Origin of the sequence: Agrobacterium sp. rho-13.3, assembly GCF_033957765.2 — a bacterium.
Classification (GTDB): domain Bacteria; phylum Pseudomonadota; class Alphaproteobacteria; order Rhizobiales; family Rhizobiaceae; genus Agrobacterium.
This window is the reverse complement of the sequence record NZ_CP192775.1, coordinates 785,290-810,476: the sequence shown is the minus strand read 5'-3', so window position 1 is coordinate 810,476 and position 25,187 is coordinate 785,290. Positions and strand designations below refer to the sequence as shown.

Below are 25,187 nucleotides of genomic sequence, written 5' to 3'. Positions count from 1 at the left end.
TTTTGCGTTAGTTGCCGATGGCTTGCTGAATGGCAGCGTTGCCGCGTTCCACTGCCTTGTCGAGTGCTGCCTTCGCATCCTGCTTTCCTGCAAGCATGGACTCGAATTCCTCGTTCATGATGTCGCGTACTTGCGGCAGGTTGACGAGACGAACACCCTTGGAATTGGCCGTTGGTGCCTTGCCCATCATTTGAAGCAGAGGTGTTTCGCGCGCAGGGTTCTTCTCGTAGAAGCCGGATTTCTTAGTGTCATCATAGGCCGCCAAGGTCACAGGCATGTAGCCGGATACCTGATGTAGACGAGCCTGGATTTTGGTTTGCGAGAGGAAGTGGAAGAATTCGGCCGTTCCCTTGTATTCTTCTGGAGACTTGCCGCCAAATACCCAAAGGCTTGCGCCGCCCGGAATGGTGTTTTGCGGACGACCTTCACCTTCATAATAGGGCAATTGTCCAATGCCGTAATTCATGCCGCTCTTGACGATATCGCCAAGACCGCCGGACGATTCCGTCAGAATGCCGCATTCGCTGGAGGTGAAGAGCTGTTTTGCCTCAGACGTGCGCCCGCCATAACGGAACGTGCCATCCTTGGCGAGATCGGCAATCGACTGGAAGTGTTTGACGAAAGGTTCAGCGTTGAAAGCCAGTTTCACATTCGTGCCGGCAAGACCGTTTTCTTCGCTCGCATAGGACAGATTATTCCACGCAGCGAAATTCTCGGTCTGAATCCAGGTCAGCCATGTGGATGTAAAGCCGCAAGGGGCAGCGCCGCTGGATTTGATTTTCTTGGCAGCCTCAAACACGGCGGGCCATGTCTTTGGCGGGTTTTCAGCGTCCAGCCCGGCCTTCTTGAAGATATCCTTGTTGTAATAGAGGATCGGCGACGAGGAGTTGTAAGGGAAGGACAGCATCGTGCCATCTGGCTTCGAATAATAAGACACGATGCCGGGCAGATAGTCGGCCTTGTTGAATTTGAAGCCGCCTTTTTCCAGCACATCGGCAACGGGTACGATAGCGCCCTGCGCGCCCATCATCACGCCGCTGCCTGCATCAAACACCTGAATGATCGCCGGTGGCTGTTTGGCGCGGAAGGCGGCAATGCCCGCATTCAGGGTTTCCGCGTAGGTGCCTTTGAAAACGGGCAGGATTTTGTAGTTCGACTGGCTCTCGTTGAACTCTTTCGAAAGTTGCTCGACAACCTCGTTGTTTGCGCCAGTCATGGCATGCCACCACTGGATTTCTGTTGCGGCGAGTGCACTTGACGCCATCAGCATAGCGGTTGCCGCGGTGATTACGGTAGTAAGAACGACTTTCATGGAATTTCCTCCCTGCCATGAATTCGAATATGAGGCGTTATAGAATCGCCTTTTCTACTTGTTGCTAACTAAGCTGACGGGCGCAACTCCAATCTACAAGCGAAATTTGCAGTGTGAGGGACGTTTCGCTGAATATGTGGGGAAGCGCGTAGTTTCGTTACCGCTTAATTAATTTAATTATGAAATTCGTATGGGTAATCTGGCGATGAGGCCAGCTGGCTGCACATTGTGTGGCATGACTTCGCAACGCTAGAAATGACTTCGGTGCGCAAGTGAGGCCATGTCCGTTCAGGAAATGTCCGATATGGTCATCATACCATTTCTCTACGTCAAATTTTTCACGTTAGCGGCTGGTTCCACCATACGCCTGTCGGCGCGATAGTTTCACACGCTGCGACCCTAAAACATTCCTGAAAAACTGTTCTCTGTTCCAGCGTCGAACGCGCGTGACGGACGGAGTTTCATCGACTTCCAAAGATTGAATATATTGCCTGCGAGGAGGGTAAAATTTTGAAAAACATGAGTATAAAGGCGAAAATTCTGTGTATTCTGGCGGTGCTGGCCGTGGTTTCGACGACGGTTTCATCTGTTCTGGTGGCCCGGCTGAACTCCGCTAGCGCGCAATATCAGGAACTGTTGCTCAAGGAAGGCGAACTGGCGACGTTGAGCGCCCGTGGCGCTGCTGCCGTCTGGACTGCGGTTTCGTTTTCTTTGCGCCTTGTTGAAATGGACCCAGCCTCTGCTGACTATAAGGCCCTTTCCGAGCGCTACGAGAAAAATTTCGTTTCGACCTATGAACGTTACGACCGTGTCGTAAAAGAGCTTCCGGTTCGCCGCGAGGCCGTGACGCAGCTCATTGAGTTCATCAAGCAGGTCAAATCCAAGCTGGACAGCATGTTGGCTGCGGCCAAGGCTGGCGATGCGGCAACCGTTGCAAAACTGAAAGCTGAGCATGCGGCGATGTTCACCACCCTTTCGACCATGGGTGGAGATCATAACGCAGCGATGCAGACGCTTTTGAAAGAGGGGACGGAGAAGCTTTCCACCGCCGTCTGGAACACGACGGTCAATAGCGTCATCGGCATTGCAGTTGGTCTGCTTGCAGCCTTCGCCACAGCTCTTTATTTTGCGCAAGTCGGTATCACAACTCCAATGGTGCGGCTGCGTGAACGCATGAATGGCCTTGCGAAAGGTGATGTAGAACAGGGAATTCCCGGCGCCGACCGCCGCGACGAAGTCGGCCAGATGGCCGGAGCTGTTGCCGTTTTCCGCAACAACGCGATTGAGCGTCAGCGTCTGGAACAGGAAGCCAATGCCAATCGCAGCCTGTCTGAGAAAGAACGGATTGCCCGCGAAGAGCAGAAGGCCAAGGAAGCAGCCGATACCAGCTTTGCGGTTGATAATCTCGCTTCGGCGCTCTCGCGTCTGTCGGAAGGCGATGTGTCATTCCGCATCACCCAGCCGTTCGTGGCCAATCTGGATGTGGTGCGCAACAACTTCAACGCGTCTGCCGAAAAGCTGCAATCTGCCTTGAGCCGCGTCGCCGAGAACGCCCGTGGTATCGATGCCGGTGCCAATGAAATCCGCTCGGCCGCGGATGATCTGGCCAAGCGCACTGAACAGCAGGCCGCATCGGTGGAGGAAACCGCCGCAGCCCTGGAAGAAATCACCACGACAGTGAAGGATTCGACCAAACGTGCGCAAGAAGCGGGTCAACTGGTGGCCAAAGCTAGAACCGGTGCCGAACAGTCCGGCAATGTGGTGCGCAAGGCCGTTATTGCCATGCAGCAGATCGAAAAATCGTCGTCCGAGATTTCCAACATCATCAGCGTTATCGATGAGATTGCCTTCCAGACCAACCTATTGGCATTGAATGCCGGTGTGGAAGCCGCTCGTGCCGGTGAAGCGGGCAAGGGCTTTGCGGTGGTTGCGCAGGAGGTGCGTGAGCTTGCGCAGCGGTCTGCCAACGCGGCAAAAGACATCAAGGCGCTGATCAACACTTCGAATACGCAGGTGAAGGAAGGTGTTCAACTGGTTGACGAAACCGGTCGCGCTCTGGAAACCATCGTGGTGGAAGTGCAGGAAATCAATCGGCATGTGGTGGCGATCGTGGAGGCGGCGCAAGAACAGTCTTCGGGCTTGCAGCAGATTAACACGGCTGTGAACCAAATGGACCAGGACACACAGAAGAACGCGGCGATGGTGGAAGAGCAGACGGCGGCAAGCCATGGTCTTGCACGCGAATCGGTTTCACTGAACCAACTTCTCGGCCAGTTCCGTCTTGGCGGCAATTACGAAGCACCGGTTCGTGGAGCGTCGTCTGCGGAACGCCCGGTCCAATCTCCAGCCCGTGCGCTTGGCCGTAAAGTCGCCTCTGCCTTTAACGGCAATGCGGCGGTCAAACAGGATTGGGAAGAGTTTTGATCTGGAACGATAGGTGAAATCCGAAAGAACCGGGCGCCAAAAGCGTCCGGTTTTTTGTTTGTGAGTCCGATAAGGCTCCAAGAACGATGAGCCATGCTCTGCCTCATGTTGCCCAACGGCCAAAGCCTTGAAGCACCCAAGCGCAGCCGCAGCCGTTGCCCTTCGAGACCTGTGGAATACCTCAGGGTTACATCTTCAACGCTTGATAAGTTTTGATCATATGACGGGCGTGCAGCGTGTCACGGACAGATCTCGGGGCGCCGTCGCAAACTAAAAAGGGCGTGCGTCCATTCACGCACGCCCTTTTTATTGACTGTCTCTTGTGAACATCAGCTCCGGCTTTTGGCGCGAGCCTCAAAATTCCTGCCAGTCATCCAGCTTTACTGCCGCATTGGAGCCTGTGTAAGCGCGGGCGATTTTCTTTTGCATGGATTGGACAGTTGCAGATGGAGCAGATCCAGCGCCAAGGCGGGCCGCGCGGTTTGTTGCAGTGATTTTACGGGTGTTTGCCGCGCCCAGATCGAAACGCCCGATCAGTTCGCGCAGCCTGTTGCTTTCGGTTGCCAGTGTCGCACTTGCCGCACTGGTCTCTTCGACCATAGCCGCGTTCTGTTGTGTGACCTGATCCATCTGGTTGACGGCGGTATTGACCTCTGAAAGACCGACGGATTGTTCGCGTGAGGATGTGGCGATGGCGTTCATGTGCTGGTTGACGCTGACAATCAGGCCTTCAATGGTTTTCAGTGCATCGCCCGTTTCGCTTACAAGTCTAACGCCGCTGGCAACTTCGCCCGTGGATGCTCGTATCAAGTCTTTGATTTCCTTGGCAGCCTGTGCAGAACGTTGCGCAAGCTCGCGAACTTCCTGTGCGACCACGGCAAATCCCTTGCCTGCTTCGCCAGCACGGGCGGCTTCCACGCCTGCGTTCAGTGCAAGCAGATTTGTCTGGAAGGCGATTTCATCGATGACGCCGATGATGTTGGCGATCTGGCTTGATGATTGCTCTATCCGTTCCATCGCGCCAACGGCATTGGCAACAACCTTACCGGAATGTTCGGCGCTGGCCGTTGCGTCTGCCGCCACGGTGCGGGCTTCTTCGGCGCGTCTGGACGAATTGCTGACGTTGACGGTGATCTGATCGAGAGCCGCAGCTGTCTCTTCAAGCGATGCGGCTTGCTGTTCTGTGCGCTTGGAGAGATCATTGGTGCTCTGGCTGATCTCGCGACTGCCATCATCGATGGAATCGGTGGATTGCGAGACGGCGGTGAGGGTTTCGCTCAGCTGCTGCACGGCCTTGTTGAAATCGGAACGCAAAGTTTCGAACTCCGGGGCAAATGGCGAGGACAGCGAGACGGTTAGATCGCCGCGGGCAAGTGCAGAAAGACCACCTGCGAGACTTGTCGTTGCCTCTGCCATGGCTTCTGCGCGAATGCGATCTTCCTGGGAACGTTTGGCGCGTTCGGCGTCCGACAGCTCGCGCTGTTCAACAGATTGCTGCTCAAGCCGTGCATTGGCAACTGCGTTGGAACGAAAGACCTCGACGGCGGCGGCCATCGCGCCGATTTCGTCCTTGCGCCCAATTTCAGGAACCGAAACGGCGGTATCGCCGCCTGCGAGTTGGCGCATCACATCCGTCATGGCTGCAATCGGGCGACCAAGCCCACGGGCGAGAACGATGCCCATCATCACAGCCACGATGCCGGTGAGTATGCCGCCGATAAGCAATGTCATCGTGCCGGTGCTGAAGGCGGTTTCCAGTTCGGCGTTACGGATCTCTGCCGCCTTGACTTCCCGCTCCGTTACGGCACCTAACACTTCGCGGATTTTCGTCAGCCGGGCCTTCGTTGCAATGGTCTGGCGTGTTGCTTCCAGCTGCGACTTATCTTTGGCGTTCGAAACTGTCTGAGCAACCTCTTCATTGAAGGTTGAAATAGTCTGTGTGAGTTGCGGAATGATCGACGCTGCCGAGACATTGCCAAGCTCGTTTTCGAGCTGCTGCAAAAGCGGTTTCACGGCATCTTGGTTCTTCTGGATTCGCCCAAGAAACTCGTCGTTCACGCTTGCCACATAGCCACGCATCGCATTCTGTTGTTCCACAAGCGTCGACAGAATTTCCCCAGACAACCGCAGAACGTTTTGTGTGTTGCGGTTGGAGGCGGTTGCTGACTTGATTTGACTGAGCGAAAGAAGCGCAACGGCGCAGAACGCGGTCACGATGATAAAGATCGTCGAAAAGGCGACCAGCAGCTTGCGGGATACTTTGAGGTTTTTCATGATCGGCTTTCGGAAGATAATTAGAATATTATGAAATATAACTAACCTCCGTTAATTTTCTCGAAAATGACCGCAGGTTGACGGCAGGGTTTCCTCAACCTGGTCGCTTGAAAAATGCGATGCCGATATCGACGACGTGTTAGAAAAACTACCGAATTGTTTCGACTTTCTAAATTGAGCTAAGCTCTGGTTCGTCATACCTTCCTTACGAAGCTGCTCGGGAGGCGGCTGGGAGTGGCGGTTATGCCGTGCTTCCCCGGAGGAAATTAAAGTGCATTCGGACTTTGGATAGCAGTGAAGCGTTGTGCTTTGCGGCTGCGGACCAATGCGCGCTGATGACAGCGGGGCACTCCTCATATTCATTCATTAGCTGAGGACGCTGTCTTATGAACCTTTCTTCTCTTCTTTCGCTGCGGGCTGCCGATGGTCGGCCCGTCAAAGTGGCCCTGATCGGTGCTGGTAAATTCGGCTCCATGGTGTTGGCGCAGGCACAGCGTATCAACGGGTTGCACATGGTTGCCGTCGCTGACCTCAATGTCGGCAAGGCACGCGAATCCATGCAGCGTGTTGGGTGGTCCAAAGAACGGTATGACGCGAAAAGCTGCGGTGATGCGCTGAAATCTGGCAAAACCTATGTGACGAACGATGCGAAGGATATTTTCGACTGCGACGAAATCGAATGCGTGATCGAGGCCACTGGCCATCCGATTGCCGGCGCACGTCACGCGCTTGGGGCCATCGATAGCAAGAAGCATGTCGTCATGGTCAATGTCGAGGCTGACGTTATGGTCGGCCCCATTCTGGCGGAAAAGGCGCGTGCGGCAGGTGTGGTCTATTCCATGGCCTACGGCGATCAGCCCGCGCTGATTTGTGAATTGGTCGATTGGGCGCGGGCGACGGGATTTGAGGTTACCTCTGCCGGAAAAGGCATGAATTTTGAGCCGCGCTACCGCTATTCGACGCCGGATACCGTTTGGGGATTTTTCGGTTGGAGTGAGGAAGAGGTTGCGGCAGGCGATTTCAATCCGAAAATGTACAACTCCTTCACCGATGGCACGAAGGCGGCCATCGAAATGGCAGCGGTGGCCAACGGCACGGGCCTGGATTGCCCCGATGACGGTTTGGCTTTTCCGCCTGCTGGTCTGCATGATCTGGCGCGTGTTTTCCGCCCTGCATCCGATGGTGGCCGCATGTCGCGCTCGGGTCTGGTCGATATTGCCGCCAGTCAGGAGCCGGATGGCCGCGAGGTCATCAACAACATTCGCTACGGCGTTTTCGTTACCTTCAAGGCGCATAATGAATATGCCCGCGCCTGCTTCAAACAATACGGCCTGCTGACGGATCCGTCGGGCTGGTACGCATCCATGTGGCGACCCTTCCACATCATCGGTCTCGAAACATCAGTCAGTGTGTTGTCCGCCGTGTTGCGCAACGAGCCAACCGGTTGCTCCAAGGAGTTCCGTGGAGACGCTGTTGCGACAGCGAAAAAGGATATGCAGCCGGGTGAGATGCTGGACGGCGAAGGCGGTTATGCGGTTTGGGCAAATGCCATTCCTGCCACACGCAGCCTAGATCTGAAGGCTCTGCCCATCGGCCTTGCCCATAATGTGAAACTCAAGCGCCCAATCAAAAAGGATCAGATCGTTTCATTTGACGATGTCGAAATCGTCAACGACCTTGATGTCGTCCAGCTGCGGCAGAATATGGAAGAGCGTTTCCGCCCGACCCAAATTGCCGCGCAGTAAACGAGGGTAGGTCAATGATGAATGCATTTGTGGTGATAGCGGAATTTCAGGTGAAGCCCGGTAAGCTTACGGCGTTTCTGGAGGCTGCAAAAGATGATGCCGAACATTCGGTGGCAGCTGAACCCGGTTGCCAGCAGTTCGATGTCATCTGCCCGGAAGGGTCAGACGATACGGTTGTCTTTTATGAGGTCTATGACAACCGTGCAGCGTTTGACGCGCATCTGCAAACATCACATTTTGCACGGTTCGCAGAGGCGTTTCCGCCTCTCATCGTTGAGGAGCGGCCCGTCCGATTTTCACAACGCCAACATCCTTAAAATGGAAAGGGGGGGAACCATGACGGACACCATTACCCGCATCGCGGTCATCGGCACCGGCATCATGGGTGGACCCATGGCCGTGCGGTTGGCGCAAGCCGGTTTTGAGGCGTCGGCGTGGAACAGGACATTGGACAAGGTTGCAGCCCTGCGCGACAGGGGCGTAACGTCTCACGAAAATGCCAACGCGGCAGCCGCGGATGCCGATGTGGTCATCTGTATGCTGAGTTCCGGCCCGGTTTGCGAGGCCGTTTTAACCGGCGCTGACGGCGTTATTGGAGCGATGAAACCGGGCGCTACGCTGGTGGTGATGAGTTCCATTCCGGTTGAAACGGCGGTTGCCATTGCACACGCAGCGGCGGCTCGCGGAATAGACTGCCTCGATGCGCCGGTCTCCGGCGGAGAAAAAGGTGCCAAGGAAGGCACATTGGCAATTATGGCGGGTGGTGACCCGTCGGTTGTCGAGAAGCTTCGCACCGTGTTCGAGCCTTTGGGACGGGTTACGCATGTTGGTCCCTCGGGCAGTGGTTCGCTGACGAAGCTTGCCAATCAACTGATCGTCGCCTCGACAATCTGCGCAGTTGCCGAAGCGCTGACCTTGGCAGAAAGGGGCGGCGCAAACCCGGCCCGTGTGCGTGAGGCTTTGCTTGGCGGCTTTGCCGATTCCACCATATTTCGCCAGCACGGACTGCGCATGGTGGAAGGCAATTTTGAACCGGGCGGCCCGGCAAAATATCAGGTGAAGGATACGTCCACGGCTCTGGGCTTTGCCCGCAGCCGTGGTTTGAAACTGCCGGTCAGCGAGGAGGTTGACCGGCTCTTCCAGGCCATGGTCCATCATGGCGATGGGGAACTGGATCACAGTGGGATCATCCGCGAATTACGGCGTATGAACCCAAACTAGGCATGCCCTTGGCATGTTGATTTCAACGATAAACGGGAGGAACAACCATGAAGAAACTGAGCATTCGCGGACTGCTTGCAATAGGCGCACTTTTGTCTGCGTCCATCGCCCACGCCGAAACGCTGACCCTGTCCACGCCGGATTCGGACACGTCCGAAATCACGCTGGCCGCCAACAAATTTGCTGAGCTGGTGTCCAGCAAGACCAATGGTGAGTTGAAGGTCAAAGTGTTTCCGAACGGAACGCTTTATGGCGGCGATCCATCAGCGGGCGTCAAGCAACTGGCCGGTGGTTCGCTGGATTTGCTGCTCAACTCCACCTCGCTTTATGCGACGTTCAATCCCAAATTCACAGCAATCGCCATTCCCTACCAGTTCCGCGACACTGACCAGTTGCGCGCCTATCTCGACAGCGATCTGGGTCAGGAACTGCAAACGGATCTGAGCAAGATCGGCATCAAGGGGCTTGATCTCTGGTCACGCCCGCTGCGCCAGATCACCAATTCCAAATTGCCGATTACCTCGCCGGCTGATCTCAAAGGCATGAAACTGCGCGTGCCGAACAACCCGCTTTGGGTTGAGTTCTTTGGCGCGATGGGTGCCGCACCCACACCGATGGCTTTTGCTGAAGTCTACAACGCGCTCCAGCTGAAGGTTGTCGATGGGCAGGAAAATCCGCTCAACGTTCCAGTCAGTGCAAAGCTCTACGAAGTGCAGAAATATGTCACCATTAGCAACCACATCGCGGACGCCTGGGTGGTGGGTATGAACCCGGCGCGTTACGAGCGTCTGGATGATAAATTCAAGACGGCGCTGAACGAAGCCGCCAAAGAAACAGAAGCATGGAAAGCTGCCAATGACGCTGCGGATATCGCCAAATCCTTGGCAACACTTCAGGCCAGCGGTATGCAGGTCAATGAACTGACCGGAGACCAACGCAAGGCCTTCGTTGAGGTCGCCGCCGGACTTTCGGAAAAGTTTTCAGCACTTGTGAAAGACAAGTCCTTCTCGGACCGCACCCGTACCTTCATCACCACAAACTGATGCATCGCCGGTGCTTTGATCTCTTGTCAACGTACCGGCACCCCATCGGCCATTGGACCTCTGTTGGAAAGGTACTGCCATGCGCGCTCTGCTGGGTACATTCGTAAAAATTATCGCTGACGTCGCCGCGGGCATCGCCTGTTTTGGCATATTGATCGTCGTTTTGTTGCAGGTGATCGGCCGTTTGACGGGCCATCCACTGCCATGGACGGAAGAGGCAACCCGTTTCCTTTTCATCTGGATGGTGTTTCTGGGGCTGGCGGCTGGTTTCCGTACCGTGGAAAGCGCGCGTGTCGTTGTTTTTCTCGTCATGGGCAGACGCTTCTTTCAGCATCTGGCCGTGCCGATCTACGTCGGTTCGTCGGTTTTCTTCTTCGGTCTGATGGGCTGGACGGGGCTAACCCTTATGCGCCAGCAGATTATGATGAACGAGACCGCCGCCACTCTGCCCATGCCCATGTGGGTCATTGGCATGGTGATGCCCGTCTCTGCCGCCATTGCCATACTGGCAATCATTGAATCGTTGCGCACGCGCCGCGATCTGATCGCCCTCCCGGAACTTGGTCTGCCGGCTGGCGAAATCGCCCATGCCGATGTCTCCATAACAGCAGGACATTGACCCCATGTCGCTCTTTCTTCTCATCTCATTTTTCGGCCTGAGCATGCTGGGCATTCCACTGGCTGTCGCACTGGCGCTGGCCAGCGTCGCGACCCTGTGGCTATTCACCTCCATGCCGATGGACCTGCTTTCGCACACGATGTTTTCGTCCATGAATTCGTTTCTGCTGGTGGCGGTCCCGCTGTTCATTCTGGTTGGAACGGTGATGGAACGGGGCCGCGTGGCGGAACGGATCTTTGATTTTGCCGAAGCCATCGTCGGCTGGTTGCCGGGTGGCCTTGGCCACGTCAACGTCATCTCGTCGGTTATTTTTTCCGGTGTTTCCGGCTCGTCGGTTGCCGATATCGCCTCTGTCGGCGCCATCGAAATCAAAGCGATGGAGCGCCATGGTTTTCCAAAGGGTTATGCGGTTGGAATGACGCTGTGCACAGCAACGCTGTCCTCCATCATTCCGCCGTCCATCCTCGTGGTGATTGCGGGGTCGATTGCCAACGTTTCCATCGGCACGCTGTTGGTGGCGGGGCTGGTGCCAGGCCTGTTTATCGCCTTTGCCTTCATGGTCTTCAACCACTTTTATTCGGTCTATTATGGTTACAACCCGCCTTCACCCTTCAATTTCCGGGTGGTGGTTGTCACGGGCCTGCGCGCAATTCTGCCGATGTTGACACCGTTGATCCTCATCATCGGTATTGCCAGTGGGCTTTTCACGCCAACCGAGGCTGCGGCAATCGCAGTGGTTTATGTCGCGGTGCTGGGGATTCTCGTCTACCGCACCTTGCCGGTGAGAGAAGTGCCGGAAATTCTGATTTCCACGGCGCGCATTTCCGGGACGATCCTGTTCATCGCCGCTACCTCGCAGATCGCCGCTTGGGTGTTTACCTATGATGGGTTGCCGGAACAGGTGGCTGAATTGCTGAAAGCCATGCATCTTGGGCCTTTGACCGGAATGCTTGTGATCTTCGTATTCCTGCTCATCATCGGCATTTTCATGGAGGCCATCCCGGCGATGTTTATCCTGATCCCGGTGCTGATGCCGCCGGTTCAGGCTATCGGCATCGATCCGATCCACTTCCTCATCGTCACGGTGATGACGTTGACGCTGGGGCTGGTGACACCTCCGGTCGGCGTCTGTTTGTTTGCAGCGGCACAGGTGGCGAATATGCGGGTGGAGGACGTCATAAGAGGATCACTTGCGCCGATGGCCGTACTGACGCTTGCGATCTTTGCACTGGTTCTTTTCCCGGTGCTGACACTGGGGCCAATCCGCCTGCTGGGCATGTATTGAAAAGACTGATCGCTGGACGTACATGGCCAGCGATCAGCGGTTTGCGGCCCATGCATCGCGCTCGGCGCGCAGCCAATCCAGAAAAATCCGCACTTTACGCCGCCGCAGATGTTCGAATGGGCAGACGATCCATTGAGTCACAAGCTTGATCTGCGGTGGTGATTTAACGGGGCAGACGAGACGCCCGGACGCCAGCTCTTGCCCCATCATGAAGGTACTTTCCAAAGCAATGCCCATGCCGTTGACTGCGGCATCGATTGCCATGTGGCTGCGGTCGAACAACACTCTTTGCCAATGTTCGTCTGTCGTCACCCCGGCCTGCGGGAACCAGCTTGTCCACTGGGCCTGCGATTTTGCGGAGTGGATGAGGCGGTATTTGACAAGGTCTTCCGGCAGTAAACTACCCTCCGCCGCATAGCGCGGTGAGCAGACAGGCACGAAATCTTCTTCCGCCACGCCTTCGACAAACAGGCCCGGCCAGCGACCATCGCCGTGGCGAAGTTCGATATCGACGATTTCCTGATTGAAGTCGGTCGGCTCGTTCGTTCCGTCGAGGCGAACCTCAAGATCAGGGTGCATATCGAGAAGCGAGTTCAGGCGCGGGAGAAGCCACTTGTTGGAAAGCGTCGGTGTCGCACGCACTGTCAGGCTGGTGACGGAACGGAAGCCTTTGATCGTTGCCGTCGCTTCCGAGATTTGCTCGACCTGATCCGCAATCATCGAAAAATAACGCTCGCCAGCTTCGGTGAGAACAATGCCGCGCCCCGCCTTGGCAAGCAGGGTGACGCCCAGTTGCTGCTCCAGTGTCTGGATTTGCTGGCTGACCGCCGAGGGCGTAACGCTCAGCTCTTTTGCGGCCATGGAAATACTGCCCGCGCGCGCAGCCGTGTGGAAAACGAAAATAGGCTTGATTGGGATGTGCATTGGCGTGGCTTCAATTTGCTTTTGAGGATTAAAGCACCTGCAAGCACCATCGCCAAGGCATGCAACACAGCAATGCGTAATCAGCACGTCAAAAGCCGTAGGAATTCTGTATTGTCACGGCAAATCAAACCAAGGTTAAACCAATGCGTCCGCACGATCATCTGAAATCACAGCCGCTTTTTCGTCATATCTGGGAATCGTTCGTCGTAACGCGTACCCATGAGGCGCGGCAGCTGGTGGAAGCTCAGCGCAAAAACCGAATCTGAACGTTTACGGCTCGGAAAATCGCCTCCGATCTCCGAGCCGTACTCGATCAATACAGGTCAGGTTTTAGTTATGCCGGCTCGAAGTCGTCCATAGGCAAAATTTCAAGCGAGGGACCATCGAGATTGAAAAACTTCGGTGTGCCAGGGTAGGGCGTGTCACACTGAATCACCAGCCGGTAAGGATAAATGCCGGGTTTGATGTCAGGCTTTATCTCGCCTGCCCAATAATAATAGACCGGCGTTGATGGACTGCGGATTTTGTCCGGTCCGCCAAAGACCCTGAGCGGATTGCAGGTCTGCGTTTCCCGCACCGTTCCGTCTCCGTTCAGGAAAACGATATTGACGATGCGTGCGTTCGGCGGCCAGCTATTGTCCGGCCTCTGCTGCATGTCTCTGGCATAGATCAACCAGTTCAGAATCTGGCCCTGTTTGCACACGGTCTTGAGGGAAGTGGTTCCCTTGCCCGTGCTTTTCGCGCTGTTGTCCATCAGGCCAGCCTTGCCGTCCAGACGCCCAGTATAAGTCGCACCTGCGACATCGATCGACGTCACGATGTTGAGTTGCACGGACGAGATTGTCGGCGGAGCCATCTGCCTGTTGTGTTGTGCCAAATTGCCTTGCGTCATGCTCTCCTGCCTTTCGTCATGAGTTGAGTTGTGGTCAGCGTTTTGCAAGCTCATACCAGCCCCGGAACTTCGACCACGCTTGGGATCGCATCGATCAGCCGAGACGCATCATTGTTGCTGATCAGCCGTGAACGACTGCCGATTTCAAACACCAGCCCGTAAGGCAGATCACCAACCGCCTGTTTCACCGTTGCCGTCCAGTAGGACACGTTGGTGCCAGGATAGGTGTTCTTTTGAACATCGCAGATGTCCGTTGGCAGATTGACGCTGTGCAGCGCGACATAGGCTTCGCATTCAATGGATTGCAGTGACCAGACAATGCGGTCGCCGGGAGACACCGCCGTGCTCAGATGGTCTGTGGACTGGTTTTGCGAACCGGCAAGCCGGTTGTTATCGATCATGTGCAGATGGCCTGACAGCCTATTGTCTTCCAGAGCGCCCGCAGGATCGACGATGACGCGGATGTTGATCAGTTTCATATGACATCTCCCGCGCAAAGAGGCGCAAGTGGCAGGACACCGGGGTAAAGACCTTTGGTAAAGCCGTTTGTCTTGAGGATGGATTGGACGTCGACACTGGCCGTCAAAACGAAATTGTGTGGTTCCCAGACCGTGACGCCATTGTCTTTGACCGCGGAGTAAAGCACCACATCCATGACATAGGCGTGGCGTCCCACCTGCGCCGTGTCTACGGCAGCGCTCCAGTACCAGCCTTCCAGACCAATATCAGGCGAGCCATAAAGTGCTGGATATATGACGCCCTGCTCTACGGCGGGTCCACGGATTTCCGTCACCAGAGGCGGAATGTTGGCTGCGGTTTCCTCATCAGGCCGTTGCAAAACCTCGCCCAGCACGTTGACGATGGCGCGCTCCACCTTCTCCACACCACCCTGTGGACTGCGGATCAGGTTGGATGTCGGTGCATTGTGTTCATCCTCTGCCAGAAGCTTTGCGATGGCGCCCGGATTGCGGGCCGATTTGATAGCGGTCAGAAGATGATTTTTGTTCGCGCTTTGGCTAAAGCGTCTGCTAAAATCGCGGGGCAGCGTTGTAGGCAAGCCTGCAACCCCAACATAAATCCAGTTCAGCACGACTTCTGAGGCCTGCGCGCCATTTGCCGTGTGTGTTCCGCGTGCGTAGGTCACCCTTTCATGACGCGGAAAAAATGGTGGAGCAAAAGCCTGCGTGTTATCGATAAGATAGGCGTTTCCCTCCAGCGTGTTTTCTTTGAGGGCAGTTTCGATATCGATGACAACGATGATGGAAATTTGCACGTTTCACCTCCTGATGTGTAAGGCTTTGAACGGGAATGAGGATCAGACGACACCGTCTACAATGGTGGCAACAGGTGTCGATATCGGTGCTGGCTGCGGCGGGAAACGAAGGACGAGACCCTCTACCGCCACGCGATAAGGTGTTAGTGCGCCAAACCGCAGTGTCAGCCGATAGGGATAATCGCCATCGGCGGAGAGTCCGTAAGCCGGAACATATCCCTCCCAACTTTCAGCCCAGGGGGTGGCGGTTTCCGGTGCTGGCTTTATGCCTTCTTCAGACGCTTCAGCGTCGCCGAAGGAAAGGTCGGAAATCCACACCGACGTCTGTACATCCACCGGCGTTACTGTCCAGCGGACCAGTTGGCCCGGCCAGATTGTGCTTTGCAAGGTCGGTGTGCCGTTGTTTTTACTGCCCAACGTGCTGTCATCGAAGGCAAACACGGCACCCTCTGGTGGATTGCCGAGAAGCAAAGCCATGACATCGACAAAAATCTGAATATTCAGTGGTTGCATCGTAAATATCCTTGTCTTTTGGAAGGGGCGTCACGCCAGATCGACAACAAGAGGCACTTTGCCGACACTGGTTCGCACCAGTCCCGGCCCGTCTGGCTCTACCAAACGAATACCGAAGCTGTAGCCGGAGCGGGCAAGGCTGGCCTCATTGGCTTCCAGCCCGTTGAAAACCGAGAGTGAGCGAGTCAATGCGGTGATGATGATTGGGGCAGACCCCTCCGGGCCAAGCAATCTTGCGACCTTCGGCAACAGCTCATTTGCCTCAACCGCGCCGATGACCAGATGAAATTGCCGGTTGGCCCGGTTGATCTGAAATTGCAGGCCGGTGGCAACAGCGTCGATGTCGAGTATCTGGCGTTGTACAAGTTCTTCCCGAATGGACGAGAGCGCCCGCGCTGCGGAATATTGCGTGTCACCGATATGCATGAAGTCGCCGCTGCGTCCGACATATTCGAATTGCAGGGCATGAAGCCGGGCCTCACGCCGATCCGCCCGACGGATGACCCTGTCCCCCACCTTGTAACGCAACACTGGAGCCGCGTTGCCAAACAGGCGGGTGACGACAAGTTCGCCCTCCTGATCCACATCCACATGACGGCCATCGTCATCGACAATTTCCACCAGATGCAGACCCGGAATGGTTGTCAGAACTGAGCTATCTGGATCAAGCTGCAAACCGATGGTTTCAGCCTGCGTGGCGGCGAAATAGCTCAGGATTTTCAGGTTTGGATAGGCGTCCTTCAGATCGGCGCGAACCCGTGGCGTCAAAACCCCGCTGCCATAAAGCGCGACGTGGAAACTCTCCCGTTCCGTCTGCGACAAACCCTCGGCAAAACTGGCCAGCAAGGCAATGCTTTGGGTAATGCCCATAATAGCTTTGGGGCCGGGATAAGACATCATAAGCTGGAAAACTTCGCGGCTCATTGGCCCTGCGCCAATGTAGTTCACACCGAGAATTTTCTGGAGAACACCACCGACCATGGTGCCGCTGCTCCACATCTGGTAATCGGCAAGTGTTGTGGCAACCCATTTGGGACCGTTGCCGCTCAGGTGGCGCCGCATCATGTGCCGCCCCATGAAAGCACCTGCCCACTCATAGGTGTCCTGCAATTCGTCGAGCGGATAAACCGTCTCCGATGGTCTGCCAGAACTGGTGCCGCCGCTGGCAACGACCTGAAAGCCATGTCGCTCAATAGGCACGACCATGCCCGGACGTGCGCCGGTAAACAGATCGGCAAAGGCTTCCTTGTCGGTGAGCGGCAGCGCCTGAAAATCCGCCATGCTGCCGATGGGTCCATCGCCAATGGCATCATAGATGCGCTGTCGCCAGACCGGATTGATGCGGGCGATTTCCACAAGTTGCGCCAAGCGGCGTTCGGTTAGAATGGCTTGCGTGTCGGGCTGCATCTCATCGAAACTGCATCCCAGAACCGTCTCGGCGTGGCGCAGGATGGACAAAAACGATGGCAGCTTCAGCACGTCCTCAATGGTGTGAGGGATCGGCAGAGACTTTTCTAGAAGGGGCAGAAGAGGGTCTTCGATGAAAATTGTTTGCGCGCCCATGATTATCCAACATTCAAACGGAGGGGTGCATAAGCGTCGGGGTTGCCCGTTAGACCTGCCTGCTCGGCGAGAATATCCTGGGCGTGGCTGCGGATTTCCTCGACCAGAGCCGCGATATCGGAAAGCTCGATCCGGTGGTTCATCAACACGATGCGCAGCACGGTTGCGCCATCCAGATCGACCTTTGAAATGAAGCGATGACCCGCCGCCCGCACCCGGTTTCTCAGTTGCAACTGCAAGTCTGAAAGGTCGGCATGGTCGATGCCGGATGGAGTGTGCTTGAAGCAGAGAATGTTGGTTTCCGGCTCATGCATCACCTCAAAGTCGGGCAATCCGTTCAAATAGGAATGCGCTGCCTCGGTCAGGGCCACAAGGTGATCAAGCTTCTGCTCGAAGGGCGCGCGACCATACAGCGCCCAGGCCAGCCAGAGGTTCATGATGGCCGGACGCTTGGTGCATTCGAAATTCTTGATGCCGCTCTGGAAATTGCTCATCTCATCTTCAAATGGATCGAAAACGTAGCTGTCCTTTTGCGGAAATGCAGAGTCTGCGACGCCTTTTTCGCGATAGAACAGCAAGGTGCAAAGTGCGGGCACAAACAGCGTCTTATGAGCGTCAAGGCAGAAAGAATCCGCCAGTTCAATGCCGCTCAAGCGAGGACGCAATCGGTCTGACACCAGAAACGCGCCGTTATGGGCGGCATCGACGTGAAACCACGCATCATATTGGCGTGCGAGTTCCGCGAGTTCCACCAGCGGATCATTGGCACCGACAGAAGTGGTGCCCGCAGAGGCTATGAGGCAGAAGACATCCAGCCCGCGTGCTGCCGCTGCTTGCAAAACCTGCTTCGTACCGGCAATGCAAATTTGCCGCTTGTCGTTCAACGGCAAACGAACAACCTGATCTTGCCCCACACCGATGATGCCAGCGATGCGGCTGACCGAGAAATGGGCATCCTCACCGATGGCGATCGCCGGGCGTCCGCGCTGCGCCTTCGGTCCCATTCCCTCATTCCAGCTTGCGGATAGGCGCCTGTTGCGCGCCGTCAAGACCGCAGTGGTATTTGCCAATGTGGCACCAGAGGTCGTCACCATCTCGAAACTGTCATCCGCCCAGCCGATGAGACGGCCAAACTCTTGGGCAATAATTTTGTCGGCGACATTCGCCAACTGTCCGGCTTCATAATACGACGCAGGCTGGGGCGACATGGCACTCACCATGTCAAACACGGCTGAAACGGGCAGAACCGAACTGAATTGCCGGGCCATGTAACCACGTGAATTCAGGTTTATCCCGGTCTCGACATAAAGATCGACAATCTTGGAGAAACGTTCAGCGTTGAAAACATCGCCATGCTCTCCGGTCATCAGCGCTCGCGCCGCTTCCGTCAGCTCTTTTGGACGTCTCAGTTCTACTCCGCCGGTCTGTCTGGGCTCCAAAACGCCGGTTAGTTTTTCAACAGCTATGCGTGCTGCATCTTCAAAGTCTGTGGGATTAAAATAGTCGTCCAGAGAGAGGGTGTTTGAAGCAAATGAATTCCAGCGTCCATCGACGCCACAGAGAGTGTTCAACCGTAGGGTTTCCATAGACGCATCCATTGCTTGGCATTGGCTGAAAATCATCTTTTGGTTTAATTATCAATGTAAACACTCATTAGTTGTATTGGCTTGGGCTGTCAATGCAACACACCCTTGAATTACATTAATTTCATAATTCTCCTTTTAGGTGTATTGGATGGCTTGGGGGAGAGGTGTGGGAAGTGTCGGTAAGGGCACTTTCGCAGAACCGGCCTAGACGTTGACCAACAGCTTGTGGGTGTCTCCGAGTGCAGTCCAGTGATCGGGCGGATGCCGGTGTCCGATGTATAGCCTGATATGTAAAATCCCATTCGCCATTTTACGGCGCACAAAGTTAAGCCCACCCGCTCGATGAGCGGGTGGGCTTAACTGCATAAAAGGGCATGGATAATTTTAGAGGTTGCGGCCGATATCCAGAAATTTCTGGCGGCGTTCCGTGCGAATCTGCTGTCCAGACAACGGCGTCAAATCCTTCAATGCGGCCTCAATGGTTTTACCGGCTGCGCTGATCACCTTCGCCGGATCGCGGTGCGCGCCGCCGAGTGGCTCTGGAATGATGCCGTCGATAACGCCGAGCGCCTTCAAATCCTCTGAGGTAATTTTCATATTGGTCGCAGCTTCCTTGGCCCGGGTCGAATCGCGCCAAAGAATGGAGGCTGCACCTTCCGGTGAGATGACCGAGTAGATTGCGTGTTCCAGCATGTAAACGCGGTTGCCGGTGGCAATGGCAATGGCGCCGCCCGAGCCGCCTTCACCGATGACCACGGACACGATCGGAACCTTGGAGTTCAGGCACATTTCGGTCGAGCGGGCGATAGCCTCGGCCTGACCGCGCTCTTCAGCCCCTACGCCTGGATAAGCACCTGCCGTATCGATGAGCGTGATAACTGGTAGCGAGAAGCGGTCGGCAAGTTCCAACACGCGGATGGCCTTGCGATATCCTTCAGGACGTGGGCTGCCGAAATTGTGTTTCAGGCGCGACTTGGTGTCGTTGCCCTTTTCCTGACCGATGATGGCAACGGGTTGGCCATTGAAACGGCCAAGGCCAGCCTGAATGGCGGCATCTTCGGCAAATTTGCGATCACCGGCCAGCGGCGTGAAATCCGTAAACAGCGCCTTGGCGTAATCCACGAAGTGCGGGCGCTGCGGGTGGCGCGCAACCTGCGTTTTCTGCCAGGCATTGAGCTTGGAGTAGATATCCTGCATCGCATCCTGAACACGGGATTCAAGGCGCGCAATCTCCTCTGACGTATCTATGCTCTCGTCTTCGGCGGCGAGTTTTTTCAACTCGAGAATCTTGCCTTCAAGGTCGGAGATAGGTTTTTCAAAGTCGAGGTAGCTGTGCATGAGATCCGTTTCCGATCGTTTTGCGCAAGGTTTAATAGGATAATTCAAGCGGTTCCGGTCGCTCTATTCAAGGTTTTTGGCCTGTTTGGCAAGAGGGTGGTGCGTTTGTACCAGCTCTTGAAGCCGTTCTTCCAACACATGTGTATAGATTTGTGTCGTGGAAATGTCCGAATGGCCCAGCAATTCCTGCACGGCGCGCAGGTCTGCACCGTTCTGCAAAAGGTGACTGGCGAAGGCGTGCCGCATGACGTGTGGCGAAATTGCAGAGGGCGTGAGACCCGCCCGAATGGCGATATCTTTCAGATCACGCGCAAAAACCTGCCTCGGCACATGACCTTCCTTGCCATTGGAGGGAAACAGCCAAGGACTTTCAGGCATGCCCTTTTCTTTTGGGGCCAATGTTTTTCGGGCCCGCTCATATTTATCCATCGCGTCAATCGCTGCACGGGACAGCAGCACCATTCGGTCCTTGTTTCCCTTGCCGCGGATCATCAGGAAACGGCCTTCCTGTCGTAGAACCTTGACCGGAAGTGAGACAAGTTCACTAACGCGCATGCCCGTTGCGTAAAGAAGCTCCAGCAACAGATGCATGCGGATGCGGGAAAGCTGGCCGGGGCCTTCCGTTTCCGCTTCTCGGGTTGCCTGCGCCAACAGTGTTGTCACATCTGCAACGCTCATGGTTTTGGGCAGAGTGCGGCCTTTTTTCGGGGCATCCAATATTCCGGTCGGATCGTCTCCACGAAGCCCTTCGGAATAGAGAAATTTGTAAAACTGCCGCATTGAGGAGAGCCGCCTTGCCTGCGACGCCGCCGCAAAGCCCTGCGTGGATAAACCGCCAAGATAGGCGGAAAGATCGGCAGTCGTTGCATCTGACAAGGGTGTTTCTCGTGCTCGCAGAAAGTCGCGCAGATCGTTGAGATCGCGGTCATACGATGTCAGCGTATTTGTCGCTGCCCCGCGCTCCGCGCTCATCATCTCCAGAAAACTCTCAATCCAAGCTGCGTCCTGACCGGCCATTCATTGGTGCTTTCGTTTCGTCAGGGGGTGGGCGGATTCATGCGCTCGGACGGGATGCGCACGGTCACTTCCCGCTCTTTCGGCTTTACCAATGAGACCAGCGATATCATGCTTCCATAGATGATGCCCGCAACAGCAGCGACCACGAAAATAAAGCGAAAAAGCGTTGGCATGGATACTCCGGTGACGTCTCAGGCTCAATATGAAGCGCGTTCTCTGTGAGAACAAGCTTCATCAGGCGTGCTCGGCGAGTGATTCTCTGTTCCATTAGCCGCAATTTGGCTTGACGCTTCGTAAACATTTGCAGATACCCATGCCAAACGGGCCATCATTCATGAGCGAAACCAACATTACTGTTCACCTCAATACGGGTGAAAAAGCACGGGCCAAGCTCGGAAAGCGCAATGTCATTTTTGTGGGGCTGATGGGCGCTGGCAAGTCCGCAATTGGCAGACTTGTTGCGCAGCAGTTGAGGGTTCCCTTCATCGATACGGATGTCGAGATCGAGCGCGTGTCGCGCATGACGATTGCCGAACTTTTTGCAGCCTATGGCGAGGATGAGTTTCGGGCACTGGAAACCCGGGTGATAAAGCGTTTGTTGCGCGGTGGACCAAAGGTCGTTTCCACCGGCGGGGGGGCTTTTATCAACGACAATACCCGCAGGCACATCAAACGCGGTGGCATTTCCATGTGGCTGAAAGCCGATCTTGAGGTGCTGTGGGAGCGGGTCAACAAGCGCGATCACCGTCCACTTCTGAAGACAGAAAATCCAAAAGCCACGCTGCAAGCGCTGATGGAAAAGCGTTATCCCCTCTATGAACAAGCCGACATCACCATCCTGTCGCGTGATGTTCGCAAGGAAATCATCGTGAATGAAGTGCTGGAAGCCATTGCCGGTACGGAAAAGAAGGCCCGATCCCATGATATCTCATAGTGCTCCTACCGAAGAACGCCTGGTGCATGTGCCGCTGGGTGAACGCGCCTATGACATTTTGATCGGTCCGGGCCTGATTGGGCGCGCGGGCGGAGAAATTTCCTCGCGCCTCAAGGGCAAACGCGCAGCCATCATCACGGATGAGCATGTGGCGCCGCTTTATCTGGAAGCGCTTGTGGATGGTTTGCAGACGGATGGCATCGAGGCTGTGTCGCTGACCCTGCCTGCCGGTGAAAAAACCAAGAGCTTCGAGCATCTGATGACGGTGTGCGATACCGTGCTTGCTGCACGCATCGAACGTAACGATGTTGTGATCGCGCTGGGCGGCGGTGTAATCGGTGATTTGGCGGGCTTTGCCGCTGGCATCGTCCGTCGCGGTGTTCGCTTCGTGCAAATCCCCACCTCGCTGCTGGCGCAGGTGGATTCGTCCGTGGGCGGCAAGACAGGCATCAACTCCCGCCACGGCAAAAACCTTGTCGGCGTGTTCCATCAGCCTGATCTGGTGCTGGCCGATACGTCTGTGCTGGATACGCTAAGCCCGCGTGAGTTTCGTGCGGGTTATGCGGAAGTGGTCAAATACGGCCTGATCGACAAGCCGGAGTTTTTCTTCTGGCTGGAAAAGAATTGGGACGATGTGCTGAAAGGTGGACCAGCCCGTATTAAGGCCATTGCCACCAGCTGTCAGGCCAAGTCTGACGTGGTGGTGGCGGACGAGAAGGAAAATGGTGTTCGCGCCCTGCTCAATCTCGGCCATACCTTCGGTCACGCGCTGGAAGCGGCGACGGACTATGACAGCAAACGTCTGGTTCACGGCGAGGGCGTTGCCATCGGCATGGTGCTGGCCCACCAGTTCTCGGCCCGCCTCAACCTTGCAAGCCCGGACGATGCGGCGCGTGTCGAGGCGCATCTGAAGGCCGTTGGCCTGCCAACGACGATGAAGGACATTCCGGGCGAGTTGCCGCCGGTGGAAACGCTGATGATGGCGATTGCGCAGGACAAGAAGGTCAAGGGCGGCAAGCTCACCTTCATCCTGACCCACGGTATCGGCCAGTCTTTCGTGGCGGATGATGTCGCACCTTCTGAAGTGCAATTGTTCCTGAACGAAAAGCACCCCGGTTGATAAACTGAGTTTAGAACCGGGTGGCTTCACCCGGTGCGGCAACCTCTATGGCCAATGCGTGCAGGCCGGCATCGAGTTCCGGCTTCAACAATGCGTTGATGGCGCGGTGACGGTCCACCCGTGACTTGCCGGAGAAGCTCTCCGACACTATCTGCACACGCATATGCGTCTCGCCGGTTCCGGTAATATCGGGCTGGTGACCGGCATGTTGGTGGCTTTCATCGATAACAGTCAGGCGTTCAGGCGTGAAAGCCTCGTTGAGCTTGTTTTCTATGCGCTCGCGCAGGGACATTTGTTTGGTCTCCAAATCCATCTATGGCTTGCAAGAGGGGGCTACCTAAAAGCCTGCAACATTCCGTTTTGTCAATTCTTGTCGTGCGCGCTTTCGCGCACCATAATCAGGTTATTATGAAATTGGATTCGAAATATTTCGACCGCATTCGCACGCGTCGCAGAAGGGAACCGGAGCCTGAGGTCAAGGCGCCGACCTGTCAGTGGGATGGTTGCGAAAAGCCGGGCGCTCATCGCGCACCCGTCGGCCGCAATGCCGAGGGGCAGTTTTTCATGTTCTGTTTTGAGCATGTCAAAGACTACAACAAGGGTTATAATTATTTCTCAGGCCTTTCTGACAACGAAATTGCCCGATATCAAAAAGAGGCCATCACCGGCCATCGCCCCACCTGGACCGTAGGTGTGAACAAGACGGCTGGCGACAGCCCGCTGCACTCGACGTTGCGCTCTGGCGCTGCCAATGCTCGTATCCGAGATCCCTTCGGCTTTACCGGGCAGGGGCGTTCCGGGGGGCCGCGGTATCAGCAGAGCCGCAAATTAAAGACACTGGAACAGAAAGCCTTCGACACGCTTGGGCTTTCGGTCAATGCAAAGCAAGAAGAGATCAAACGAAGCTATAAGGAGCTTGTCAAAAAGCACCATCCTGATGCTAATGGTGGCGATCGTGGTTCGGAAGAACGTTTTCGGGCTGTTATTCAAGCCTACCAATTGTTAAAGCAATCTGGTTTCTGCTAAGCCCTTTCGTGTGATCGCCTGATAGATATGTGGCCGGGTGGCTGCTACCCGCCTTGGAGACGTTATGAGCAAAATTGACCTGGATATTACCAACCTGCCGGATACAACCGTGTCTGTTCGCGAAGTCTTCGGCATTGATACAGATCTGCGCGTGCCCGCCTATTCGAATGGCGACGCCTATGTGCCGGATCTGGACCCCGACTACCTGTTTGACCGCGATACAACGCTAGCCATTCTTGCCGGTTTTGCTCACAATCGACGTGTCATGGTGTCCGGTTTTCACGGAACCGGTAAATCCACGCATATCGAGCAGGTTGCGGCGCGCCTCAACTGGCCGTGCGTGCGCGTGAACCTCGACAGCCATGTCAGCCGTATCGACCTCGTGGGCAAGGACGCCATCGTTCTGAAAGACGGCAAGCAGATTACGGAATTCAAAGACGGTATTCTGCCTTGGGCCTACCAGCACAATGTTGCGCTGGTATTCGATGAGTATGATGCGGGTCGCCCGGATGTGATGTTCGTTATCCAGCGCGTGCTGGAATCGTCTGGTCGCCTGACGCTGCTCGACCAGAGCCGCGTCATTCGCCCTCACCCTGCATTCCGCATTTTCGCAACGGCCAACACGGTGGGTCTGGGTGATACGACCGGTCTTTACCACGGCACGCAGCAGATCAACCAGGCGCAGATGGACCGTTGGTCCATCGTCACCACGCTGAACTATCTGCCGCATGAGCAGGAAGTGAACATCGTGGTCGCCAAGGTGAAGAGCCTCGACACCGCAAAGGGTCGCGAAACCGCGTCCAAGATGGTGCGCGTTGCCGATCTCACCCGTGCGGCCTTCGTGAACGGCGATCTTTCCACGGTCATGAGCCCGCGTACGGTTATCACCTGGGCTGAGAATGCGGATATTTTCGGTGACATCGCTTTTGCCTTCCGCGTGACCTTCCTCAACAAGTGCGATGAGCTGGAACGCAGCCTGGTGGCTGAACATTATCAGCGTGCCTTCGGTGTAGAGCTGAAGGAAAGCGCTGCAAATATCGTTCTGAGCGCCTGATATTCCCCGGGTTTCCCGGAGAGC

24 protein-coding genes are annotated in these 25,187 nt (G+C 55.7%); 11 read left to right on the top strand and 13 right to left on the bottom strand.

The window, feature by feature from the left end; translation table 11 throughout:
- Positions 1–7 precede the first annotated feature (7 nt).
- The gene (gene ugpB / locus RMR16_RS18675) at positions 8–1,312 is read right to left on the bottom strand and encodes a sn-glycerol-3-phosphate ABC transporter substrate-binding protein UgpB (protein ID WP_320198811.1); all 1,305 of its coding nucleotides are present in this window, start codon (positions 1,310–1,312) and stop codon (positions 8–10) included.
- A gap of 519 nt (positions 1,313–1,831) precedes the next feature.
- Here ugpB and RMR16_RS18670 point away from each other — a divergent pair.
- The gene (locus RMR16_RS18670; protein WP_320199008.1) at positions 1,832–3,736 is read left to right on the top strand and encodes a methyl-accepting chemotaxis protein; all 1,905 of its coding nucleotides are present in this window, start codon (positions 1,832–1,834) and stop codon (positions 3,734–3,736) included.
- Positions 3,737–4,090: 354 nt separating this feature from the next.
- Here the strand turns inward: RMR16_RS18670 and RMR16_RS18665 are convergent, their stop codons facing one another.
- Positions 4,091–6,010, bottom strand: a complete 1,920-nt coding sequence (locus tag RMR16_RS18665; protein ID WP_320198810.1) for a methyl-accepting chemotaxis protein — start codon at positions 6,008–6,010, stop codon at positions 4,091–4,093.
- Between the two features lie 386 nt (positions 6,011–6,396).
- Between RMR16_RS18665 and RMR16_RS18660 the strand changes: the two genes are divergently transcribed.
- The 6 genes from RMR16_RS18660 (at position 6,397) to RMR16_RS18635 (ending at position 11,923) form a co-directional block, all read left to right on the top strand.
- Positions 6,397–7,755 carry an NAD(P)H-dependent oxidoreductase gene (locus tag RMR16_RS18660; protein WP_320198809.1) on the top strand — a complete coding sequence of 453 codons (1,359 nt, stop codon included), beginning with the start codon at positions 6,397–6,399 and terminating at the stop codon, positions 7,753–7,755.
- Positions 7,756–7,769: 14 nt separating this feature from the next.
- Positions 7,770–8,072 carry a putative quinol monooxygenase gene (locus RMR16_RS18655; RefSeq protein WP_320198808.1) on the top strand — a complete coding sequence of 101 codons (303 nt, stop codon included), beginning with the start codon at positions 7,770–7,772 and terminating at the stop codon, positions 8,070–8,072.
- A gap of 19 nt (positions 8,073–8,091) precedes the next feature.
- Positions 8,092–8,976: an NAD(P)-dependent oxidoreductase gene (locus tag RMR16_RS18650; protein ID WP_320198807.1), complete on the top strand. Its 885-nt coding sequence runs from the start codon at positions 8,092–8,094 to the stop codon at positions 8,974–8,976.
- A 47-nt stretch (positions 8,977–9,023) separates the two neighbouring features.
- Positions 9,024–10,019 carry a DctP family TRAP transporter solute-binding subunit gene (locus RMR16_RS18645; RefSeq protein WP_320198806.1) on the top strand — a complete coding sequence of 332 codons (996 nt, stop codon included), beginning with the start codon at positions 9,024–9,026 and terminating at the stop codon, positions 10,017–10,019.
- Positions 10,020–10,098: 79 nt separating this feature from the next.
- Entirely contained in the window at positions 10,099–10,638 is a 540-nt protein-coding gene (locus tag RMR16_RS18640; protein WP_320198805.1) for a TRAP transporter small permease, read from the top strand.
- 4 nt (positions 10,639–10,642) lie between these two features.
- Positions 10,643–11,923: a TRAP transporter large permease gene (locus RMR16_RS18635; RefSeq protein WP_320198804.1), complete on the top strand. Its 1,281-nt coding sequence runs from the start codon at positions 10,643–10,645 to the stop codon at positions 11,921–11,923.
- Between the two features lie 33 nt (positions 11,924–11,956).
- On the opposite strand, the gene RMR16_RS18630 is transcribed toward RMR16_RS18635, so the two are convergent.
- The 10 genes from RMR16_RS18630 to RMR16_RS18585 all read right to left on the bottom strand — a co-directional run bounded on the left by RMR16_RS18630 (position 11,957) and on the right by RMR16_RS18585 (position 21,202).
- Entirely contained in the window at positions 11,957–12,847 is an 891-nt protein-coding gene (locus RMR16_RS18630; protein WP_320198803.1) for a LysR substrate-binding domain-containing protein, read from the bottom strand.
- A gap of 334 nt (positions 12,848–13,181) precedes the next feature.
- Positions 13,182–13,739, bottom strand: a complete 558-nt coding sequence (locus RMR16_RS18625; RefSeq protein WP_320198802.1) for a hypothetical protein — start codon at positions 13,737–13,739, stop codon at positions 13,182–13,184.
- A gap of 50 nt (positions 13,740–13,789) precedes the next feature.
- Positions 13,790–14,218, bottom strand: a complete 429-nt coding sequence (locus RMR16_RS18620; RefSeq protein ID WP_320198801.1) for a hypothetical protein — start codon at positions 14,216–14,218, stop codon at positions 13,790–13,792.
- Complete coding sequence (locus RMR16_RS18615; RefSeq protein ID WP_320198800.1) at positions 14,215–15,012, bottom strand: hypothetical protein; 798 nt, start codon at positions 15,010–15,012, stop codon at positions 14,215–14,217. Before RMR16_RS18615 ends, RMR16_RS18620 begins: the two co-directional genes overlap by 4 nt.
- Before the next feature lie 42 nt (positions 15,013–15,054).
- A complete protein-coding gene (locus RMR16_RS18610; protein WP_320198799.1) occupies positions 15,055–15,525 on the bottom strand; it encodes a hypothetical protein in 471 nt (156 codons plus the stop codon).
- 30 nt (positions 15,526–15,555) lie between these two features.
- The gene (locus RMR16_RS18605) at positions 15,556–17,088 is read right to left on the bottom strand and encodes a hypothetical protein (protein ID WP_320198798.1); all 1,533 of its coding nucleotides are present in this window, start codon (positions 17,086–17,088) and stop codon (positions 15,556–15,558) included.
- A 2-nt stretch (positions 17,089–17,090) separates the two neighbouring features.
- Positions 17,091–18,674, bottom strand: coding sequence for a pyridoxal phosphate-dependent decarboxylase family protein (locus tag RMR16_RS18600; protein ID WP_320198797.1), 1,584 nt, complete (start codon positions 18,672–18,674; stop codon positions 17,091–17,093).
- A gap of 384 nt (positions 18,675–19,058) precedes the next feature.
- Complete coding sequence (locus tag RMR16_RS18595; RefSeq protein ID WP_320198796.1) at positions 19,059–20,012, bottom strand: acetyl-CoA carboxylase carboxyltransferase subunit alpha; 954 nt, start codon at positions 20,010–20,012, stop codon at positions 19,059–19,061.
- Positions 20,013–20,075: 63 nt separating this feature from the next.
- Positions 20,076–21,029 (bottom strand): site-specific tyrosine recombinase XerD, encoded by a 954-nt coding sequence (gene xerD, locus RMR16_RS18590; protein WP_320198795.1) that lies wholly within the window; start codon positions 21,027–21,029, stop codon positions 20,076–20,078.
- Between the two features lie 20 nt (positions 21,030–21,049).
- A complete protein-coding gene (locus RMR16_RS18585; RefSeq protein ID WP_320198794.1) occupies positions 21,050–21,202 on the bottom strand; it encodes a hypothetical protein in 153 nt (50 codons plus the stop codon).
- Between the two features lie 161 nt (positions 21,203–21,363).
- Between RMR16_RS18585 and RMR16_RS18580 the strand changes: the two genes are divergently transcribed.
- Positions 21,364–21,963: a shikimate kinase gene (locus tag RMR16_RS18580; protein ID WP_320198793.1), complete on the top strand. Its 600-nt coding sequence runs from the start codon at positions 21,364–21,366 to the stop codon at positions 21,961–21,963.
- Positions 21,950–23,083: a 3-dehydroquinate synthase gene (gene aroB, locus RMR16_RS18575; RefSeq protein WP_320198792.1), complete on the top strand. Its 1,134-nt coding sequence runs from the start codon at positions 21,950–21,952 to the stop codon at positions 23,081–23,083. The genes RMR16_RS18580 and aroB overlap by 14 nt, the downstream gene beginning before the upstream one ends.
- A 10-nt stretch (positions 23,084–23,093) precedes the next feature.
- On the opposite strand, the gene RMR16_RS18570 is transcribed toward aroB, so the two are convergent.
- Positions 23,094–23,375, bottom strand: coding sequence for a BolA family protein (locus RMR16_RS18570; RefSeq protein WP_320198791.1), 282 nt, complete (start codon positions 23,373–23,375; stop codon positions 23,094–23,096).
- Positions 23,376–23,491: 116 nt separating this feature from the next.
- Between RMR16_RS18570 and RMR16_RS18565 the strand changes: the two genes are divergently transcribed.
- Both RMR16_RS18565 and cobS read left to right on the top strand, forming a co-directional pair.
- The gene (locus tag RMR16_RS18565; RefSeq protein ID WP_320199007.1) at positions 23,492–24,109 is read left to right on the top strand and encodes a J domain-containing protein; all 618 of its coding nucleotides are present in this window, start codon (positions 23,492–23,494) and stop codon (positions 24,107–24,109) included.
- A gap of 64 nt (positions 24,110–24,173) precedes the next feature.
- Positions 24,174–25,163, top strand: a complete 990-nt coding sequence (gene cobS / locus RMR16_RS18560) for a cobaltochelatase subunit CobS (protein WP_320198790.1) — start codon at positions 24,174–24,176, stop codon at positions 25,161–25,163.
- Positions 25,164–25,187: the final 24 nt, after the last annotated feature.

Bases quoted from the DNA above. Each gene is read 5' to 3' on its own strand.
- ugpB (WP_320198811.1), bottom strand. From the start codon at position 1,312: ATGAAAGTCGTTCTTACTACCGTAATCACCGCGGCAACCGCTATGCTG.
- RMR16_RS18670 (WP_320199008.1), top strand. From the start codon at position 1,832: ATGAGTATAAAGGCGAAAATTCTGTGTATTCTGGCGGTGCTGGCCGTG.
- RMR16_RS18665 (WP_320198810.1), bottom strand. From the start codon at position 6,010: ATGAAAAACCTCAAAGTATCCCGCAAGCTGCTGGTCGCCTTTTCGACG.
- RMR16_RS18660 (WP_320198809.1), top strand. From the start codon at position 6,397: ATGAACCTTTCTTCTCTTCTTTCGCTGCGGGCTGCCGATGGTCGGCCC.
- RMR16_RS18655 (WP_320198808.1), top strand. From the start codon at position 7,770: ATGATGAATGCATTTGTGGTGATAGCGGAATTTCAGGTGAAGCCCGGT.
- RMR16_RS18650 (WP_320198807.1), top strand. From the start codon at position 8,092: ATGACGGACACCATTACCCGCATCGCGGTCATCGGCACCGGCATCATG.
- RMR16_RS18645 (WP_320198806.1), top strand. From the start codon at position 9,024: ATGAAGAAACTGAGCATTCGCGGACTGCTTGCAATAGGCGCACTTTTG.
- RMR16_RS18640 (WP_320198805.1), top strand. From the start codon at position 10,099: ATGCGCGCTCTGCTGGGTACATTCGTAAAAATTATCGCTGACGTCGCC.
- RMR16_RS18635 (WP_320198804.1), top strand. From the start codon at position 10,643: ATGTCGCTCTTTCTTCTCATCTCATTTTTCGGCCTGAGCATGCTGGGC.
- RMR16_RS18630 (WP_320198803.1), bottom strand. From the start codon at position 12,847: ATGCACATCCCAATCAAGCCTATTTTCGTTTTCCACACGGCTGCGCGC.
- RMR16_RS18625 (WP_320198802.1), bottom strand. From the start codon at position 13,739: ATGACGCAAGGCAATTTGGCACAACACAACAGGCAGATGGCTCCGCCG.
- RMR16_RS18620 (WP_320198801.1), bottom strand. From the start codon at position 14,218: ATGAAACTGATCAACATCCGCGTCATCGTCGATCCTGCGGGCGCTCTG.
- RMR16_RS18610 (WP_320198799.1), bottom strand. From the start codon at position 15,525: ATGCAACCACTGAATATTCAGATTTTTGTCGATGTCATGGCTTTGCTT.
- RMR16_RS18605 (WP_320198798.1), bottom strand. From the start codon at position 17,088: ATGGGCGCGCAAACAATTTTCATCGAAGACCCTCTTCTGCCCCTTCTA.
- RMR16_RS18600 (WP_320198797.1), bottom strand. From the start codon at position 18,674: ATGGAAACCCTACGGTTGAACACTCTCTGTGGCGTCGATGGACGCTGG.
- RMR16_RS18595 (WP_320198796.1), bottom strand. From the start codon at position 20,012: ATGCACAGCTACCTCGACTTTGAAAAACCTATCTCCGACCTTGAAGGC.
- xerD (WP_320198795.1), bottom strand. From the start codon at position 21,029: ATGGCCGGTCAGGACGCAGCTTGGATTGAGAGTTTTCTGGAGATGATG.
- RMR16_RS18585 (WP_320198794.1), bottom strand. From the start codon at position 21,202: ATGCCAACGCTTTTTCGCTTTATTTTCGTGGTCGCTGCTGTTGCGGGC.
- RMR16_RS18580 (WP_320198793.1), top strand. From the start codon at position 21,364: ATGAGCGAAACCAACATTACTGTTCACCTCAATACGGGTGAAAAAGCA.
- aroB (WP_320198792.1), top strand. From the start codon at position 21,950: ATGATATCTCATAGTGCTCCTACCGAAGAACGCCTGGTGCATGTGCCG.
- RMR16_RS18570 (WP_320198791.1), bottom strand. From the start codon at position 23,375: ATGTCCCTGCGCGAGCGCATAGAAAACAAGCTCAACGAGGCTTTCACG.
- RMR16_RS18565 (WP_320199007.1), top strand. From the start codon at position 23,492: ATGAAATTGGATTCGAAATATTTCGACCGCATTCGCACGCGTCGCAGA.
- cobS (WP_320198790.1), top strand. From the start codon at position 24,174: ATGAGCAAAATTGACCTGGATATTACCAACCTGCCGGATACAACCGTG.